At 55.6% G+C, this 16,823-nt stretch carries 14 protein-coding genes; 7 read left to right on the forward strand and 7 right to left on the reverse strand.

The features are described from left to right. The first annotated feature begins 85 nt into the window (after nt 1-85). Nucleotides 86-832 carry an outer membrane permeability protein SanA gene (sanA, locus tag BLU64_RS08725; RefSeq protein WP_051625559.1) on the forward strand — a complete coding sequence of 249 codons (747 nt, stop codon included), beginning with the start codon at nt 86-88 and terminating at the stop codon, nt 830-832. Nucleotides 833-843: 11 nt separating this feature from the next. On the opposite strand, the gene yeiB is transcribed toward sanA, so the two are convergent. The 6 genes from yeiB to BLU64_RS08755 all read right to left on the reverse strand — a co-directional run bounded on the left by yeiB (nt 844) and on the right by BLU64_RS08755 (nt 9,167). Beyond that, a complete protein-coding gene (yeiB, locus tag BLU64_RS08730; protein ID WP_074728408.1) occupies nt 844-2,025 on the reverse strand; it encodes a DUF418 domain-containing protein YeiB in 1,182 nt (393 codons plus the stop codon). Between the two features lie 197 nt (nt 2,026-2,222). Then, nucleotides 2,223-2,888, reverse strand: a complete 666-nt coding sequence (folE, locus tag BLU64_RS08735; protein ID WP_074728410.1) for a GTP cyclohydrolase I FolE — start codon at nt 2,886-2,888, stop codon at nt 2,223-2,225. A 301-nt stretch (nt 2,889-3,189) separates the two neighbouring features. Continuing rightward, nucleotides 3,190-4,857 (reverse strand): methyl-accepting chemotaxis protein, encoded by a 1,668-nt coding sequence (locus tag BLU64_RS08740; protein WP_074728412.1) that lies wholly within the window; start codon nt 4,855-4,857, stop codon nt 3,190-3,192. Between the two features lie 425 nt (nt 4,858-5,282). Continuing rightward, a complete protein-coding gene (locus BLU64_RS08745; RefSeq protein WP_074728413.1) occupies nt 5,283-6,971 on the reverse strand; it encodes a methyl-accepting chemotaxis protein in 1,689 nt (562 codons plus the stop codon). Nucleotides 6,972-7,646: 675 nt separating this feature from the next. After that, nucleotides 7,647-7,985: an ArsR/SmtB family transcription factor gene (locus BLU64_RS08750; RefSeq protein ID WP_026743412.1), complete on the reverse strand. Its 339-nt coding sequence runs from the start codon at nt 7,983-7,985 to the stop codon at nt 7,647-7,649. A 63-nt stretch (nt 7,986-8,048) separates the two neighbouring features. After that, complete coding sequence (locus BLU64_RS08755) at nt 8,049-9,167, reverse strand: alkene reductase (protein ID WP_026743411.1); 1,119 nt, start codon at nt 9,165-9,167, stop codon at nt 8,049-8,051. A 215-nt stretch (nt 9,168-9,382) separates the two neighbouring features. Here BLU64_RS08755 and BLU64_RS08760 point away from each other — a divergent pair, with 215 nt between their 5' ends. From BLU64_RS08760 to BLU64_RS08775, 4 genes are all read left to right on the forward strand, one after another. Then, a complete protein-coding gene (locus BLU64_RS08760; RefSeq protein ID WP_026743410.1) occupies nt 9,383-10,246 on the forward strand; it encodes a LysR family transcriptional regulator in 864 nt (287 codons plus the stop codon). A 90-nt stretch (nt 10,247-10,336) separates the two neighbouring features. Further along, on the forward strand, nt 10,337-11,458 hold the full coding sequence (locus BLU64_RS08765; RefSeq protein WP_026743409.1) for an S-(hydroxymethyl)glutathione dehydrogenase/class III alcohol dehydrogenase: 1,122 nt from the start codon (nt 10,337-10,339) through the stop codon (nt 11,456-11,458). Between the two features lie 17 nt (nt 11,459-11,475). After that, the gene (gene fghA, locus BLU64_RS08770) at nt 11,476-12,318 is read left to right on the forward strand and encodes an S-formylglutathione hydrolase (RefSeq protein WP_026743408.1); all 843 of its coding nucleotides are present in this window, start codon (nt 11,476-11,478) and stop codon (nt 12,316-12,318) included. 203 nt (nt 12,319-12,521) lie between these two features. Continuing rightward, nucleotides 12,522-12,734, forward strand: a complete 213-nt coding sequence (locus BLU64_RS08775; RefSeq protein ID WP_026743407.1) for a KTSC domain-containing protein — start codon at nt 12,522-12,524, stop codon at nt 12,732-12,734. Between the two features lie 37 nt (nt 12,735-12,771). Here BLU64_RS08775 and BLU64_RS08780 read toward each other — a convergent pair whose 3' ends face one another. Further along, entirely contained in the window at nt 12,772-13,860 is a 1,089-nt protein-coding gene (locus BLU64_RS08780; RefSeq protein WP_026743406.1) for an oxidoreductase, read from the reverse strand. A 266-nt stretch (nt 13,861-14,126) separates the two neighbouring features. Here BLU64_RS08780 and BLU64_RS08785 point away from each other — a divergent pair, with 266 nt between their 5' ends. After that, the gene (locus tag BLU64_RS08785; RefSeq protein WP_026743405.1) at nt 14,127-15,638 is read left to right on the forward strand and encodes a sugar ABC transporter ATP-binding protein; all 1,512 of its coding nucleotides are present in this window, start codon (nt 14,127-14,129) and stop codon (nt 15,636-15,638) included. 71 nt (nt 15,639-15,709) lie between these two features. Beyond that, entirely contained in the window at nt 15,710-16,630 is a 921-nt protein-coding gene (locus BLU64_RS08790; protein ID WP_235195113.1) for an ABC transporter permease, read from the forward strand. Nucleotides 16,631-16,823: the final 193 nt, after the last annotated feature.

A 16,823-nucleotide genomic window follows, 5' to 3' on the forward strand; every position in this document is an offset into this window, starting at 1 on the left:
CCGCCGGGACGCTTCGCCTTGCGCGAGCCAGGCAGGTAAAGTAGCCTTGCCGCATGATTTGATTCGTGCTGAGTAAGGCAGACGCATGTGGAAACGCCTGACATTTGGTCTTTTCACCAGCATCCTGGTGCTGGCAGGAGGCGCATTTCTGCTTGATCGCTGCATCAGCTGGCGCACGGCCCCCTACATTTTCGACGACCTGAAAGACCTTCCCGCCCGCCCCGTCGGCGTCGTGCTGGGGACGGCAAAATACTACCGCGCAGGCGGCGTTAACCAATATTATCTGTTCCGCATTCAGGGCGCGCTTAACGCCTATAACAGCGGGAAAGTCAGTTATCTGCTCCTCAGCGGCGACAACGCGCAGCATAGCTATAACGAGCCGATGACAATGCGGCGGGATCTCATTTCCGCAGGCGTAGCGCCGATGGATATCGTGCTCGACTACGCGGGTTTCCGCACGCTAGACTCGATTGTTCGCACCCGCAAAGTATTCGACACCAATGACTTCACCATCATCACCCAGCGCTTCCACTGTGAACGCGCGTTGTTTATTGCGCTGCATCTGGGTATTCAGGCCCAGTGTTATGCGGTGCCGTCGCCTAAGGATATTTGGATGGTAAGGATTCGGGAGTTCGGCGCCCGTCTGGGCACGTTGTTCGATCTGTATATTTTGAAGCGCGAACCACGGTTTCTCGGTCCGATGATCCCGATCCCCGCCCCTCATACGATTTCCGCCGATGAGCCAGGTTATCCGGCCGTGCCGCCCGAGTATCTGCCGGCCTCCCCGACGGAAGCGATCGGCAAGAAGTCCGCCGACGCATTCCATCCTTGAGCAGACCGGATTTATTCGCTGATGGCGACATCGGGCTTGCCCGCGACAAACCGCGTCAGACGACGCCACAACCACTCCATCGGCCCCTGCCGGAAGACCCGCAGCCAGTAATGCGCGAACAGCAGATTGACGAGCCATATCGGCGGCACCAACGCCAACAGCGCCAGCCGGTCGAGCTTCATGAACCAGCCCAGCCTGTAGAACAGCGTGGTGCAGATCAGCGTTTGCAGCAGATAGCTGCTTAGCGCCATCCGCCCGATATCGCTAATCCACTTCGTCAAACGCCAGTGCCGCAGCGTCGGCCAGTAACCATAGCACAGCGCCAGATAGCCGATGGCTTGCAGCGGCGCGCTCAGTTCGCCGGGGATCTGCAACAACAGTCCGCACCAGCGATACTCCCAGTTCAGATGCCACTGCGCCGCCACGCCCGCACTGTCGATGATCAGCGCGGGGACCAGCAACACCAACGCGACTTTACGATAGTGGCTCAGGCTGAATTCGCCCTTCAGCCACCCGCTGCGCATTAGCGCGCCGCCAAGCAGCATCGCCCCACAAAGCAGCCAACCGTACTGCACGCCCATCGACAACAGGCTTTGGCTTAGCATTGAGAGGCGATTGCTCCAGGCTTCCGGGCCGCCGGTCACCAACCAGTGCGCCTCATAGGCGAGATCGGCGGGACCCGGTTGCCAAAATCGGCCGCCGGTTTGGCTCAGTAGTTGGCTCAACACCACCAGTATGGCGATGCCCGCCAGATACATGATCGTCCCTGCGCGCAGCAACATGCTGGGGCTGTCAGCCATCCGCAGCATGCCGCAACACACCAGACCAATTAGCCCGTAATCCAGCAGAATGTCGCCATCCCAGAAGAAAAGGCTGTGAATCAGGCCGAAGATCATCAACCAGAACAGTCGTGCGTGGATCCAGCTCCGCCCTCTCGGCTGTAACAGTTGTAAGCTTGCGCCGAACAGCAAGGCAAACATAGTCAGAAATTTCCCCTGCACAAAAATATCCATGATCGCCCAGGTCCAGGCATCGCGCACAGAGGGCAGACCATTATAGGCGGGATTGAGGTAGGCGGCTTCGGGCAAACCAAAGGCGGAAACGTTCATCAGCAGAATGCCAAGCAACGCCACGCCGCGGACAAAATCCAACGTGGCGATGCGGGGTTGTTGTACTCGGGATGGAGTGACCATAGGCGTAAAGGTAGCTCGCAGTCTAAGTAAATCTAGGGATTGTTCGGTTCATAAATTGTAATGACTGATAGCCTAAAAACCTACGGTTTTACCACCAGGGGCAAAGGGATAGCGCAAACGAAGGGAAAAGAGCGGTGTGAGGGATGCAAAACAACCGGCGTCTTTGCACAGACGCCGGTGAGTTTTTCTGCGAACCATTAGTTGTGATGGCGCACCGCGCGCAGGAACTCCTGACGCGTATTTTGGCTGGACTTGAACAGACCGCCCAGCGACGTGGTGGTAGTGGCGCTGGTGGCGTCGCGGATACCGCGCGCTTTGACGCAGTAATGCACAGCATCGATAGAAACGGCGACGTTATTGGTGCCTAACAGTGTTTGCAGCGCGATCAAAATTTGCTGGGTCAGACGCTCCTGTACCTGCGGACGCTGAGCGAAAAATTGCACGATGCGGTTGATCTTGGACAGGCCGATGACGCCATCTTTAGGGATATAGGCGACTGTCGCTTTGCCGTCGATGGTCACAAAGTGATGCTCGCAGGTGCTGGTCAGCGTGATATCGCGCACCGTCACCATCTCATCCACTTTCATCTTGTTTTGAATGATGGTGATTTTGGGGAAGTTGGTGTAATCCAGACCAGCGAAAATCTCTTCGACATACATCTTGGCGATACGGTGCGGCGTTTCTGTCAGGCTGTCGTCCGTCAAATCCAGACTGAGCAGATTCATGATTTCCGTCATGTGTTCCGCGATGCGGCTTTTCCGGGTTTCCCGGTCCAGCATTTCCCCGCGCAGCGGCGTTTCCAGTCCGCGCGCCAACAGCGCTTCATGTACCAGGGCGGCTTCTTGGGTCAAAGGTGATGACATTATCGTTCTCCAGCAGGTGTGACTTTATGCGGCGCCATACCGTCTTCAGGCGTTGCCCGCAACAGGCCGTGGAATTGACGACTGCACACACGATCAATACAGTGCCACTGACGGATGCACCCTGCGCGAAAGCGCGCAATTTAACGAGGGACACAGCCTAATGGAGAGTTAGGCGATGATCCAGTGATTGTGTATCGTGATTGATGAAATTGCTGCAAGCAATGAAGGGTGACGACCGCCAACAGGGGAACAACGGTTATCCGGCTCGTTGTAAATAGCCGAATAACCGGGTGCGCGATGTTTAGAATTTTTCCCAGCCGTCATCGCTGTTCGTTCGCGTCGCGGTCAGAAGTTTCACCGCTGATGTTGGTGTCGATTTTACCGTCGGGATGCGGGTTGTCGAATTAGGACAATCGTCATCTTCTAACTGGAAGAGATCGACCACCTTCGCCAGATCGTGCGACTGCTGATCCAACTGCGTGACGGCCGCGGTCGACTCTTGCACCAGCGCGGCATTTTGTTGCGTCACGCCGTCCAGTTCATGTACGGCCTGGCCGACCTGAGTAATCCCCTGAGTTTGCTCGTCGGTGGCGGCATTGATTTCGCCGATCAGATCGCTGACGTGGGCAATCGCCGTGATGATGGTTTGCATCGCCTCGGCAGACTGCTGCACCTGCTTGTCCCCCACCTGCACATTCACTTCCGACTCTGCGATTAACTCCGCGATCTCCTTCGCGGCCTGGGCGCTGCGCTGCGCGAGACTGCGAACCTCACTCGCCACGACGGCGAATCCCCGTCCCTGCTCGCCGCCGCGCGCGGCTTCCACCGCCGCATTCAACGCCAGAATGTTGGTCTGGAACGCAATGCCGTTAATCACGTTGGTAATGTCTGAAATTTTACTGGAGCTGGAGGTGATTTTCGCCATCGTCTTGGCAACGTTGCTGCTGATTTCGCCCCCTTTCTTGGCCACGCCTGCGGCGTCCTGCGCCAGAAGACGCGCTTGATGCACATTCTCCGCATTGTGTTTTACGGTCGAGCTTAGCTGTTCCATGCTGGCCGCCGTCTCCTGCAACGCCGCCGCCTGTTGTTCTGTACGCCGAGACAAGTCGTCGCTACCCACTCTGATTTCCGATGTTCCATGGTCAATGGAACGGGTGGTATCGCGAATAGCGGTCACAGTATCGCGCAGTCGCGATTGCAAAAGTTTGATGTCCGGGATTAACCGACCGGCGCAGTTGCGTCCGAACTCAATCAGTTCGCAACCCAGACGCCCTGCCGTCAGCTGCGCCAGATGCGATTTGATCACCTCAATCGGCTTGACCAGATAGTTGCGCAGATAATATTCGGTAAAGATCAGCACCATGATCCCGGCCAGCAGCACGATGATAATCGTATTGCGGTTGCGAACGTTATGTTCATTGATGGAAGGAATGATTTTGGAGGCCGACATCTCGTCGCTGTATTTTTTCAGCTCATCGCTGAACGTCCAAGCCATCGGCGGAAACACTTCGCGGAACAGCGTGCGGAAACTTGAGATATCGTTGCGCTGAAGTGCGGCATTCATGGGGTCTACCGCATCCGTGATCACCTTTTCCCAGGTGGTGTAAACTCCGCTTGACGTGGTGGGTTCAATCCCGAGGTGTTGGGAATTTTTGAAGTTCTCAAGCGCTGTTTTCGTATTCTGAATAGCGGCCTGCGCCATATCCATCGTTTTTTTAGCGTTAACCTGATCGTTATCCTGCATATAATCCATCGCGCGTTCCAAACGGATCACGGCGCGAAAATATTGGTCATTGCCGTAAATTAAAAAGGAGTAATCTTTTTTCTGCTCCTCGCCCTGCGTCAGTAAATTCGTCGCTTGATTCAGAGAATAAATACTAAATCCAGACGCGATACCCCATATCACGATCAGTGTGCCCACAATGGCTAATACCATCGCATGTATGCTGATGTTTTTCAGAAAATGCATATCCCACCCCATGAGAGTCTTTAATAGGTCCGCGCCCTGACGCGAACAATATTCTTTCTTTTCGTTAAACGAATGTACCGCGATGATTAACCCGGTTAAGACACGTCAAGCGCCGCCCTGCTGCATGCCTTAACTATCTGATTTAACCCCCATCTGAGAAATACGTCCAGGCGTGAACGGCGATGGGACAACCGTCTCAGACACCTGCCGGGTTTTAGTGCACTAAGTATAGGCATGGATATAAAAAGGGGTATTCATCGCCACGCTTTTATCCAAAGCGATAATGAGAGCTGCGAAAAACGACTATTTTTCGCTGTACGGTTTTTTGCCGTCAGCGTTATATGGCGAGCACGGAAAGATAGAGAGGAATAAAGAAACGCACTGGTGAAACCAGTGCGCTTAACGGTACAGATTAACAACCAAAATTAAAACTGCTCCCAGTCGTCATGATTGTTTTGCGTCTTGCTGGCGACGGGTATTGCAACCAATGCCGGCGTTTGGCTCAGCGCTGGGCGTTTTAGCGCCTGACCGTTTGGGACGCGACCCGAGGCCGGACGCGCTTCGTTATCCAGTTTGAAGACCGCCACGGCATCGGTCAGATGACGCGCCTGTTCCTCCAGAGATCCTGCGGCGGCGGTGGCTTCCTGCACCAGCGCGGCATTTTGCTGAGTCACCCCATCCATTTGCGTCACCGCCGTGCCGACCTGCTCGATACCGCGGCTCTGCTCATCTGAAGCCGAGGCGATTTCCCCAATCAGGTCGTTGACGTGGGTAATCGAGGTAATAATGGTGCCCATCGCTTCGCCGGCTTTCTTCACCTGGCTGGAACCGATATCGATACGCGATACGGATTCGGCGATCAGACTTTCAATCTCTTTGGCCGCCTGAGCGCTACGCTGCGCCAGATTGCGGACTTCCCCCGCTACTACGGCGAAACCACGCCCTTGTTCACCGGCTCTGGCCGCTTCCACCGCCGCATTCAACGCCAAAATATTGGTCTGGAACGCGATGCCGTTGATGACGCTGGTGATATCCGCAATCTTCCGGGAACTGGTCGTAATGTCATCCATCGTCCCCACGACTTCATCCGTGATCTCGCCGCCTTTGCGCGCGACGATAGACGCTTCTTGCGCCAATTTGCTGGCCTGATGGACGTTTTCGGCGTTCATTTTCACGGTCGAACTAAGCTCTTCCATGCTGGCCGCCGTTTCCTGCAACGCGGCGGCCTGCTGTTCGGTACGCGCGGACAGATCGTTGTTGCCCATGCGAATCTCGCTGGAGCCTTGATGAATGGAGAAGGCGCTATCGCGGATAGTGCTCACTGTTGACCGCAGGCTGTTTTGCAAAAAGGTTACGTGCGGGAACAGCTGACCGGCGCAGTTGCGGCCAAACTCAGTCAAATGGTGGCTCAGTTGACCTTCGCTCAAACGTTCAAGGTGCGACTTCAGCTGATTGATCGGTTTCACCAGATAGTTGACCAGATAACGGTCGCTGGTAATCAGAATGATCAGGCCCAGCACCATCGTCACGATCAGTATGCGTTTGTTCATCGAGGTCATCGCATGAACGTCGTCGATAGCTCGGTTGCCCTGCAACACCTCGGCAAAGTGATCCGAATTAGCCGCAAAGCTGACGCTCAGGGAAGGATACGTCACGCGGTAAATCTGCCGGAATTCGTCGATACGGCCAGCCTGCAATGCGGCGAACATAGGGTTAATTCCAGACTCGATAAGCGAAGACCAGGTAGATGCGGTCTGAGTAAACAACGCGGGGTCCACGTCAAGCGGATCGCTTTGGCGGAACTGGTCCAGCGCACCCTGGGTGCTTTTTATGGCAGCGCCGGCTGAATCCAGCAGGGTTTTCGCGGTTGCCGCATCACCCAGCTGCACATAATCAGCGCTTCTCAGCATACGCGTCACGGCACGAAAATAGTGATCGCCCCCTTTCACCAGTAACAGATAGCTTTTTTTCTGCGACTGATTGACCTCAAGCAGAGACTCCATTTTATTGAATTCTGAAACGGTAAATAAGGATACACCGACCCAAAGGACAAGGAATATACCCAGTATGATTAACATCATAGCCCTGATAGTGACATTCTTCAGAAAGCTCATAAATAAACTCCGTATGTTTTACTAACGATTTCATGACCGTACTGATAAACAACACGGGCTATTAATCTGTAAAACGTTATTTTATTAAAAGGAATGACAGGTGCTGTATGTTGTCGCTTGCTGGCGAGGTCGCCTGGCCGTTCCATTTTTCCTTAAATGGACCATACAAGTAACAAATGACGCGGCTAGTATATATCGACCTAGCGATTAGGTTAGTTATTATTTTTGATAGTATTATCAATGATGAAAAAGGATATGAAGGTGGAGGTCAATTGCAGAATTCTCGTGCTGAAACGGGGGTCTTGATACTATTTTTATTCATTATTGAAAAAACAAATACTTACTACCGGTGAATTAAAAGGATAGATTTCCACTTTAGATTAATTTGACCGGTATTTTATGCATTGCGCTTATTACGCACGAGATAAATCCACGGAGTTAGAATTCGCTGAAATAGGTAAAGATAATCACTCACGTTACTGGTATTTTTATCAATCCTCGTAAGATTAACGCGCTACAGCTTATCGCTTCGGAGTGTTTAGTGTTCTCGCCCTATTAATAAAGTCGCAACGTGCCCAGAACCAACCCATGGACTTAATCTTTAACCCACGGCCATTGAAATAAAGACCGTGTCCTATGATGGCGGAAATAAAACGAAGGGGGGAATAGAGGGGATTAACGCGTAGGCTCGTCGTCTGCAATGGTCACGCCCAGATCGGCGATCAACGCCGTCATAATGTCGGATATACGACCTTCGTTACGTTTATAGTAGGTCCAGATGCCGACCTTGGTGGCTTCAACCACGCCCAGTTCCTGCAAACTTTTGAGGCATAGCGAGGTGGCTGGCTGCGATAAGCCCGCTTTTTTCTGAATCAGACTCGCGCATACGCCATATCGCTGATAGTCGTAGAGCTGCGTCTCATCGGCGAATGCGGTATCGGGGTCTTTCAGCCAGGCCAGAATAGCTCTGCGCGTAGGATGAGAAAAAGCCTTGAGCGCCTCATTTAAGCCCATAATTCGTTCACCTTGTTGTCATAGTCAGCGGCATCTCATCAGATGCCGCCCGCTTAATTACTCTTAGCTCGACGGATAGTCAATATAACCTTTATCCGTTCCACCATATAGCGTGCCTGCATCGACGGCATTTAATGCCAATCCATGCCGGATACGGTGCGGCAAATCCGGGTTGGCGATAAAGGTACGGCCGAAGCCGAACAGATCGCCGTATCCCTTCGCCAACATACGTTCCGCTTTTTGTTGGGTGTATTTCCCTGCATACATGATTACGCCCAAGAAGGTTTCGCGCAGCGCCTGACGGAACGTTTCCGGCAACTCGGGATTGTTCTCCCAATCGGCTTCGGCGATAGACAGATAGGCGATCCCCATTGACTGCAGCATGGCCGCCGCTGACACATAGGTGTGGTGCGGATCGTTTTCCACCAGCCCCAGATACACGCGCTCTTCATCTGTGGTTTCGAACAGCGGCGCAAAACGCACGCCGACCCGTGACGCGCCGAAAACGTCGATGACGGCTTCGGTCACTTCTTTCAGGAACCGCAAACGGTTGGTCAGCGAGCCGCCGTACTCATCGGTACGCTGGTTGGTATGGTGAGAGATGAACTGATTGATCAGGTAACCATTGGCGGCATGCAGTTCGACGCCGTCGAAGCCCGCGTCCCGCGCATTTTCAGCTGCTTTGCGATACTGCTGCACTAGCGCCTTGACTTCATCCGTCGACAGGGCGCGGGGCATACTGGGATCCGCCAGCGTGCCGGTGCCCGGCCCGGTTTCAATAAAGACTTTGACATTTTCGGCCCGCAGTGCAGACGGAGCGACCGGCGCTGCGTCACCCGGCTGTAGCGACGTATGGGAAACGCGGCCCACGTGCCATAGCTGGCAAAAAATCACGCCGCCCTCTTCATGCACCGCGTCGGTCACCTTACGCCAGCCCGCCACCTGCTCCGCATTGTAAATACCGGGCGTCCAGGCATAGCCCTGCCCTTGAGGTTCAATCTGGCTGCCTTCCGTCACCATAAAGCCGGCGGTGGCGCGCTGGCGGTAGTAGGTTGCCATCAGGTCGTTGGGGATATCGCCGGGCTGGGTGCTGCGGGAGCGGGTCAGCGGCGGCAGGGCAATACGGTTGCGTAGCGTGAGATCACCCAAGTTCAGGGGAGTAAACAGTGAATGTTCAGACATCATTTTTTTCCAATATCGTTGAAAGAAGTTCGCCACCCTAACACATTTATAGATTTAAATGTAATGATATGACGCCATCTTTTTCACCTTTTGCCTCCCGCCTCGAATTTGGCAATGTATCCTAAATAGTTAAGAAACATTGCAACCATGTAAATCAATCTATACTATTCAGTTTATCAAAACCAATTGGATAGACTTGTTCACGAATAGAGAATATGGACCTTACCCAACTCCGCATGTTTTGTCTGGTTGCCGATAGCGGCTCCATGGCTCGCGCCGCCGAGCAACTACAGCGGGTTCCTTCTAATCTGACAACGCGGTTACGTCAGTTGGAGTTAGAACTCGGCACCGATCTGTTCATCCGCGAAAAACAACGCCTGCGGCTATCGCCAGCCGGACACAATTTTCTTGGGTACGCCCGCAAAATTCTCGCGTTGAGCGATGAAGCGTTAACGATGAGTCACAGCGGCGCGCCAGGGGGGCAGTTAGTGTTGGGCACAGAAGAACCCGCCGCCCTGCTGTGGTTGCCCGAGCTATTGGCACAATTTCACTCTCGATTCCCACAGGTGGCGATCTCGCTGAAATGCGCCGCCGGATCGCAATTGTTGGATGAAGTCAGTCACGGCGATCTGGCCGCCGCGCTGGTCAGTTGTCCCATCGATAACGAAGCGCTACACCACTGTCGGATAGTGAGCGATCGCCTGGTACTCATTACCTCTCGCCAACACCCGGCGGTGAATCAGGCCAAAGATTTGGACGGCGCAGTGATCCTGCAAGCCGCCGATGCCAGCGATTACCGGTCTCGTCTCACCGACTGGAGCCGCGGTCAGAGCACGCTATCAGGCCCGTGGAACACAGTGAACTCGCTCAGCACGCTGGTGGCGAGCGTCGCCGGCGGGACCGGAGCGGCATTTCTGCCTCAGTCTGTATTGAACGCGATCCCCGGCGGCAGCCAGGTTCAGGTCCATTTGCTTCCTGAGACGGTCGCCGATATCGCCGTCGAACTGGTATGGCGTCGGGATGCGTTTGGTCCCAACGTCGAAGCCTTGAAAAAACTGATGATTAAACGATTCTCATAGTAAGCCTTTTCGCGAGGTCGCTGGGCGACCTCATCGTGACCCATAACGACCCCGTGAAATTACCGCGGGTCATTGATACAGGAATTCACCATGCAAACCATTAAAACCCGTGCCGCCGTCGCCTGGGGCCCCAACCAGCCATTGTCCATTGAAGAAGTCGATTTGATGCCGCCGCAAAAAGGCGAAGTCCTGGTCCGCATCATCGCCAGCGGCGTTTGCCACACCGACGCCTATACCCTGTCCGGTAAAGATCCCGAAGGCGTGTTCCCGGCGATCCTTGGTCACGAGGGCGCAGGGATCGTCGAAGCCGTCGGCGAAGGCGTCACCAGCGTCGCCGTCGGCGATCATGTCATTCCGCTCTACACGCCGGAATGCGGAGAATGTAAGTTCTGTCGTTCGGGCAAAACCAACCTGTGCCAGGCAATTCGCACGACGCAGGGCAAGGGCCTAATGCCGGACGGCACCACGCGATTCTCGAAAGACGGCCAGCCCATTTTCCATTACATGGGAACGTCGACCTTCGCCGAACACACCGTGGTTCCGGAAATTTCGCTGGCGAAAATCAGCCCTGAAGCACCGCTGGAAGAAGTCTGCCTGCTGGGTTGTGGTGTCACGACCGGCATGGGCGCCGTCACCAATACGGCGAAAGTTCAGCCAGGTGACACCGTGGCGGTATTCGGTCTGGGCGGCATCGGCCTCTCTGCCATTATCGGGGCGAAAATGGCTGGCGCGGGACGAATCATTGGCATCGACATCAACACCAGCAAGTTCGAGCTGGCGCGTAAACTGGGCGCGACGGAACTGGTGAACCCGAAAGAGTATGACAAACCGATTCAGGACGTCATCGTCGAGATGACCGACGGCGGCGTCGATTACTCCTTCGAGTGCATTGGCAACGTAAATGTCATGCGTTCGGCGCTGGAGTGCTGCCATAAAGGCTGGGGTGAATCCGTGATCATCGGCGTCGCCGGGGCGGGCGAAGAGATCTCAACCCGTCCGTTCCAGTTAGTGACCGGTCGAGTATGGCGAGGCTCCGCCTTCGGCGGCGTAAAAGGCCGCAGCCAGCTGCCGGATATCGTGCAGCGCTATCTGAATGGCGAATTCCCGCTGACCGACTTCATCACTCATACGATGAAGCTGGAAGACATCAACGACGCCTTCGACTTGATGCATGAAGGTAAGTCTATTCGTACCGTGATTCACTTTAATTAAGCTGAGGTCGCCCCATCATGACTGCGCCACTGGAACTTCTTGAGCAACACCGCCTGTTCGGCGGCTGGCAACAGCGTTACCGTCACACCTCTGCCGTTTTGCAGTGCGAGATGACGTTTAGCCTTTATCTGCCGCCGACGGCGGATAATACGCCACCGCCGGTGCTGTACTGGCTGTCTGGATTGACCTGCACCGATGAAAACTTCGCGGTCAAATCCGGAGCGCAGCGCGTCGCGGCCGAGCTAGGATTGGCGCTGGTCATCCCGGACACCAGCCCCCGCGGCGAGGCGGTCGCCGACGACAGCGGGTACGATTTGGGTCAGGGCGCAGGTTTTTACGTTAACGCGACCGAAGCGCCGTGGGCATCGCACTACCGGATGTTCGACTACCTCAGTGATGAACTGCCGGCGCTGATTCAGCAGCATGTCAACGTCAGCGACCGTCAGTCCATCAGCGGTCATTCGATGGGCGGCCACGGCGCGCTGATGCTCGCGCTGCGCCATCCGGGACGCTATCGTTCGGCGTCGGCTTTCGCGCCTATCGTCAACCCCAGCGCGGTGCCCTGGGGGCGCAAAGCCTTCAGCGCCTATCTGGGTCAGGACGAAAAGCGGTGGCGCGACTACGACAGTTGCCACCTGCTGGCCACCAGCGAGCATCCGCTGCCGATACTGATCGATCAGGGCGAGGACGACCCGTTCCTGCCTGAGCAGCTACAGCCGCAGGCGCTGGAAGCGATCGCCCGCCAGCGACAGTGGCCGCTGACGCTGCGCATGCAGCCGGGCTATGATCACAGCTATTTTTTCATCGCCAGCTTCATCGAAGATCACCTGCGTTTCCACGGGAAATTCTTGCAGCAATAAGGTCAGAGGGGTTTAATACCTGCACGGGCACAGACAGGCTTAGCTGTTCTGAGGTCTGGCGGCGTCAGGCCGATTTTCCGGATCCCAGCGCTCTGCCTTGCAGGCCCGTTCCGTAGATAAAATAAGACACACACAGTCACAGCATTGCTGAACGCCCTCGGTTCCAGGCGGTAATGCTGCGCAGCTAACAGGGAGTGACCAATTTGCAACGTAAGCGTGTTTCATCCGCCGATCTGTTTGCCGTCGGCTACGATGCTGAGACCAGCATTCTCGAAATCGAATTTCTTAATGGAAGCCTGTACCAGTATCGAGGCGTCGCGCGCATGATCTATGAAGAGCTACTCGCCTCGAACTCAAAAGGCAGCTATTACTCTCGCTACATCAAAAACTCATTTCCCTACGAAAAACTGCAGTAATCATTCAGGGCGGGAAACCGCCCTGCCTTCATTAATCTCACCCGTTCCCGGACTCCACCCGCCTGAACGCCATCAGCAGACGCGCCTCATCCAGCGCCACGGGTACATAGTAGATGGATTCGCCCGGCTGTAGCGTACGAGCGACAATCGCGTTCATCGCCGCCGTGTCGTTAATGTCTATCGCCAGATCGGCCAGCGTGGTGGGCAACCCCATCAGACGAAACGCCGCGCTAAGCTCAAGCAACGCATCGGTATCATCCAACAGCGCGCACTGCACCAGAATGCCGTAGGCCACCTTGGTGCCATGAAGAAAACGCTCCGTGTGCGGCAACACCGTCAGACCATTATGCACCGCATGCGCCGCCGCCACGCGCGTGTAGCGCTCGCCCAAACCGCCGACCATCCCGCCGCCGGCGATAATCGCTTCGACCACGTCCAGAAAGTTCTGATTGATCGTTCCCGATTCAACCGCCTTCAGCGCGGCTTCGCTTTGTCGCAGCAACACGTTGCGAATGTCCAATGCCGTCTGCAACCCCAGCCGAACGGTCAGCGGCAGCGTTTCCGGGCGGGGGCTGAGCACCACGGCTTCGTACCACTTGGCGAGCGTATCGCCGATACCGGCCAGCAGATAGTCCACCGGGGCAGACAGGATAATACGCGGCTCCACCAAGACCATGTGGTTGGCGTCTTCGAAAATTTCGAACCGTAACGCCTGTCCCTCATCGTTATACCAGACGGACAGCGGCGTCCACGCCGCGCAGGTCGCCGCGATAGTCGGGATCGCCACCAGCGGTACACCCAGACGCCGCGCCACCACTTTAGCGGTATCCAGCACCGCCCCGCCGCCGACGCCGATAACGACAGTACGATCGTCGCCCGCCAAGGTGACTAATCTCTCGACCTCGCTTTCACTGCAATGTGCGGCAAACTGCGCCTGTTTCACGCTCTCCGCCGCAATTTCGGCGGGCAAATATGGCTTTGCGGCGTTCAACGCACGCTCGCCGTGGATCCATAGCGCCCGTTCAAGCATCGGCGTAGGATAGAATTCAGTCAGCTTGTCGATAGCCCCTGGAAAGGAAAAATAATTCGCCGGCCCAACCTGGACGCGGATAGGTGTTGTGCTCATTATCGGTTATTCCTTGCGTTACAGCGTGTTGGCCTTTTATGACGGCGGGGCGGTCACTCCGATGGCGTGGTTTATCGTCAGACCGTCAACACATCTTAAAATCATCCGGTCCTATTCTTAATCACTTTTTTGCTTAAGTTATGCTTTTTCATTTTTAAAGGCGGCGCGGATCCCCGCTATTCTGCATTCTTTATCACCCAAAAGTGTGTTAATTTTCAGCCAGCTAACGCCACTATCCCTTATCGCCGAGACGAGTTGCCGTAGTTATGTCCATAGCTCACCGTTCACGTTTGGAAATGCGCGGCATTTCCATCTCCTTTGCCGGTTTCACGGCGTTAAAACAGGTGCAGTTTGCCCTGGAGGGCGGTTCTATCCACGCTCTAACGGGCGCTAACGGCGCCGGAAAATCCACCCTGATGGCGATTCTGTCGGGGTCGCACGACCGCTATACCGGCGACATTTTGCTGGACGGCGAAGCCGTCTCTATCCACTCCCCGCGCGATGCGAAGCGGTATGGCATTCATCTGGTTCAGCAGGAAGTCGACGCGGCGCTAGTGCCGACGCTCTCGGTCGCGGAAAACATCATGCTGGACACCCTGGCGCAAAACGGCCACGGCCTGAGCTGGGCGCGCATTCGCCGTCAAGCCGCCGCGCTGTTGACTCAGTTGGGGATAGATCTCAACGTGCGTCGCCGCATGGAGTGCTGCACGCTGGCTGAAAAACAGCAGGTCTTGCTGGCGCGCGCGCTATCGCATGACTGCCGTTTTCTGATCCTCGACGAGCCGACGGCGCCGCTGGACCAGGAGGAGAGCGAACGGCTCTTTGCCGTTGTGCGTCGCCTGCAGGCAGAGGGCATCGGCATCGTGTTTATCTCCCACCGCATTCACGAACTGAAAGCGATTTGCGACACGCTGACGGTTCTGCGCGACGGCGAATTCGTTAGCCGTACGCCGATGCAAGGGCTGAGCGGCGAACAGATCGTTGAAAATATGCTCGGCCATCAGTTAACCGACATCTTCCCGCCTCGCTCACCACTGACGCATGACGAGACGCTGTTGCGCGTTGAAGGCCTGCATGACGACATGTTGCTGCAGGATATCTCTTTGACGCTGCGCAAAGGCGAAATTCTGGGCATTGCCGGTCTGGCGGGCGCCGGAAAGACTGAGCTGTGCAAGGCGCTGTTTGGGGCGAGCCGCTGTCGCATTAACGCGGGAGAATATCGGGGAAAGCCCTGGAAGCCCCGTACGCCTGCCCACGCGGTCTCTGCCGGGATCGCACTGGTGCCGGAAGAGCGCCGCAAGGAAGGCATTTTCATTGATGACACCGTGTCCATGAACCTGAGTATCGCCGCCAGCGACAGCTTTTCCCGTTGGGGCGTGTTCAGTGGACGTCAGGCCGCCGCCTGGGCGAAAACATTGATCCGGCAGCTCGACATTCGTACCCGAGGGCCGCAGCAGACCATTCGTCGATTATCCGGGGGCAACCAGCAAAAGGTCGCCATCGGTAAATGGATGCGCAGTGATATGCAGGTGCTGATTTTCGACGAACCGACCAAAGGCGTGGACATCAAAGCCAAGCAGGATTTGTTTAGTTTGATAGGTGAGCTGTCGCGTCAGGGGAAAGGCATCATTTACGCCTCGGGCGAATTTTCCGAACTGGTGGGGCTGTGCGATCGCATCTGCGTGCTGTGGGACGGCCGTATCGTAGCGGAACTGGACGCCGCGACGACGGACGAAGAAACGCTTTTATTGTATTCAACCGGAGGAACTCCTGCGTGAGTCAGCCACATTCATCTAACGGGGATTTCCCTGCCTTTAATCGTCTGTTCGATTTCCTGTACAAATGGGGCATGCTGCTGACCGTTGTCGCGCTGGTGGTGCTGTTTGGACTGGCATCAGATAATTTCCTCGACCCGTACAACATCATCAACATCCTACGCTCCATCGCCATTGTGACGGTGATCGCGATCGGCGTGTCGCTGTCACTGTCTGTCGGCGGCTTCGACCTGTCTGTGGGGTCAACGGCCTCGCTGGCTAACGCGCTGGTGGTTTCGCTGTTCGTCTGGTACGGCTTCGGCACGACGGGCGCGATTTTGCTGACGCTGGCGCTGTGCATGCTGGTGGGATTATTCAACGCCTTCCTGATCGTCATTCTGCGCATTCCGGACATGCTGGCGACCCTGGCGAGTCTGTTTGTAATTCAAGGCGTCGCGATGACCTATAGCTACGGCGGCTCCATCACCCAAAACATGGTTTTACCCAGCGGAGAAATGGCGGAAGGTCTGATCCCGGCGTTTTTCTCCACCCTCGGGCAGGTGCCCACCATCGTCGTGATCATGCTGGTGGTCACCGTCGTCGTACAACTGTACCTCTCACTGACCCAACACGGGCGTCGGATGTATGCCATCGGCGGTAATCCCGAAGCCGCGCGTCTCGCGGGTATTCGCACCGCGCGTTACCGGGTGTTGGCCTACGTATTCTCCTCACTGTTGGCCGCGCTGGGCGGTATCTTGCTGGCATCGCGCATCGGTTCTTCTCAGGTCAATGCCGGCGGCGGCTACCTGATGGATGCCGTGGCGGCCGCCTATATCGGTTTCTCGCTCGCCGGTTCCGGCAAACCGAACGCACTAGGCACGCTGGTCGGGGCCGTGCTGCTGGGCGTGTTGCAGAATGGTCTGGTCATGCTGTCCGTGCCCTATTACGCGATGGACATCATCAAAGGGCTGGTGCTCGCCGCCGCACTGGCGATGACCTACTTCCAAAAGCGGTAAGCGCCGTTCCGGCGTATCAAAAGCCTTTTCAGATTGATACGCCGGTAACCACGCCTGTTATTGCACAAACCGGTTAAATTCTCGTTATAAAGCACACATTTCGCTTAAAAAAATTCATACAAAATTGTGAACTACATCGTATTCTTTTACCTCTTTGTCTAAAATAAGCGCGTCCGCCCTTATTAATCTCGAG

The sequence above is a fragment of the Lonsdalea quercina genome (assembly GCF_900107885.1).
Classification (GTDB): domain Bacteria; phylum Pseudomonadota; class Gammaproteobacteria; order Enterobacterales; family Enterobacteriaceae; genus Lonsdalea; species Lonsdalea quercina.

What these genes read in the sequence shown, in the direction of transcription:
- sanA (WP_051625559.1), top strand. Translation starts at nt 86, where the DNA reads ATGTGGAAACGCCTGACATTTGGTCTTTTCACCAGCATCCTGGTGCTG.
- yeiB (WP_074728408.1), bottom strand. Translation starts at nt 2,025, where the DNA reads ATGGTCACTCCATCCCGAGTACAACAACCCCGCATCGCCACGTTGGAT.
- folE (WP_074728410.1), bottom strand. Translation starts at nt 2,888, where the DNA reads ATGTCATCACCTTTGACCCAAGAAGCCGCCCTGGTACATGAAGCGCTG.
- BLU64_RS08740 (WP_074728412.1), bottom strand. Translation starts at nt 4,857, where the DNA reads ATGCATTTTCTGAAAAACATCAGCATACATGCGATGGTATTAGCCATT.
- BLU64_RS08745 (WP_074728413.1), bottom strand. Translation starts at nt 6,971, where the DNA reads ATGAGCTTTCTGAAGAATGTCACTATCAGGGCTATGATGTTAATCATA.
- BLU64_RS08750 (WP_026743412.1), bottom strand. Translation starts at nt 7,985, where the DNA reads ATGGGCTTAAATGAGGCGCTCAAGGCTTTTTCTCATCCTACGCGCAGA.
- BLU64_RS08755 (WP_026743411.1), bottom strand. Translation starts at nt 9,167, where the DNA reads ATGTCTGAACATTCACTGTTTACTCCCCTGAACTTGGGTGATCTCACG.
- BLU64_RS08760 (WP_026743410.1), top strand. Translation starts at nt 9,383, where the DNA reads ATGGACCTTACCCAACTCCGCATGTTTTGTCTGGTTGCCGATAGCGGC.
- BLU64_RS08765 (WP_026743409.1), top strand. Translation starts at nt 10,337, where the DNA reads ATGCAAACCATTAAAACCCGTGCCGCCGTCGCCTGGGGCCCCAACCAG.
- fghA (WP_026743408.1), top strand. Translation starts at nt 11,476, where the DNA reads ATGACTGCGCCACTGGAACTTCTTGAGCAACACCGCCTGTTCGGCGGC.
- BLU64_RS08780 (WP_026743406.1), bottom strand. Translation starts at nt 13,860, where the DNA reads ATGAGCACAACACCTATCCGCGTCCAGGTTGGGCCGGCGAATTATTTT.
- BLU64_RS08785 (WP_026743405.1), top strand. Translation starts at nt 14,127, where the DNA reads ATGTCCATAGCTCACCGTTCACGTTTGGAAATGCGCGGCATTTCCATC.
- BLU64_RS08790 (WP_235195113.1), top strand. Translation starts at nt 15,710, where the DNA reads ATGCTGCTGACCGTTGTCGCGCTGGTGGTGCTGTTTGGACTGGCATCA.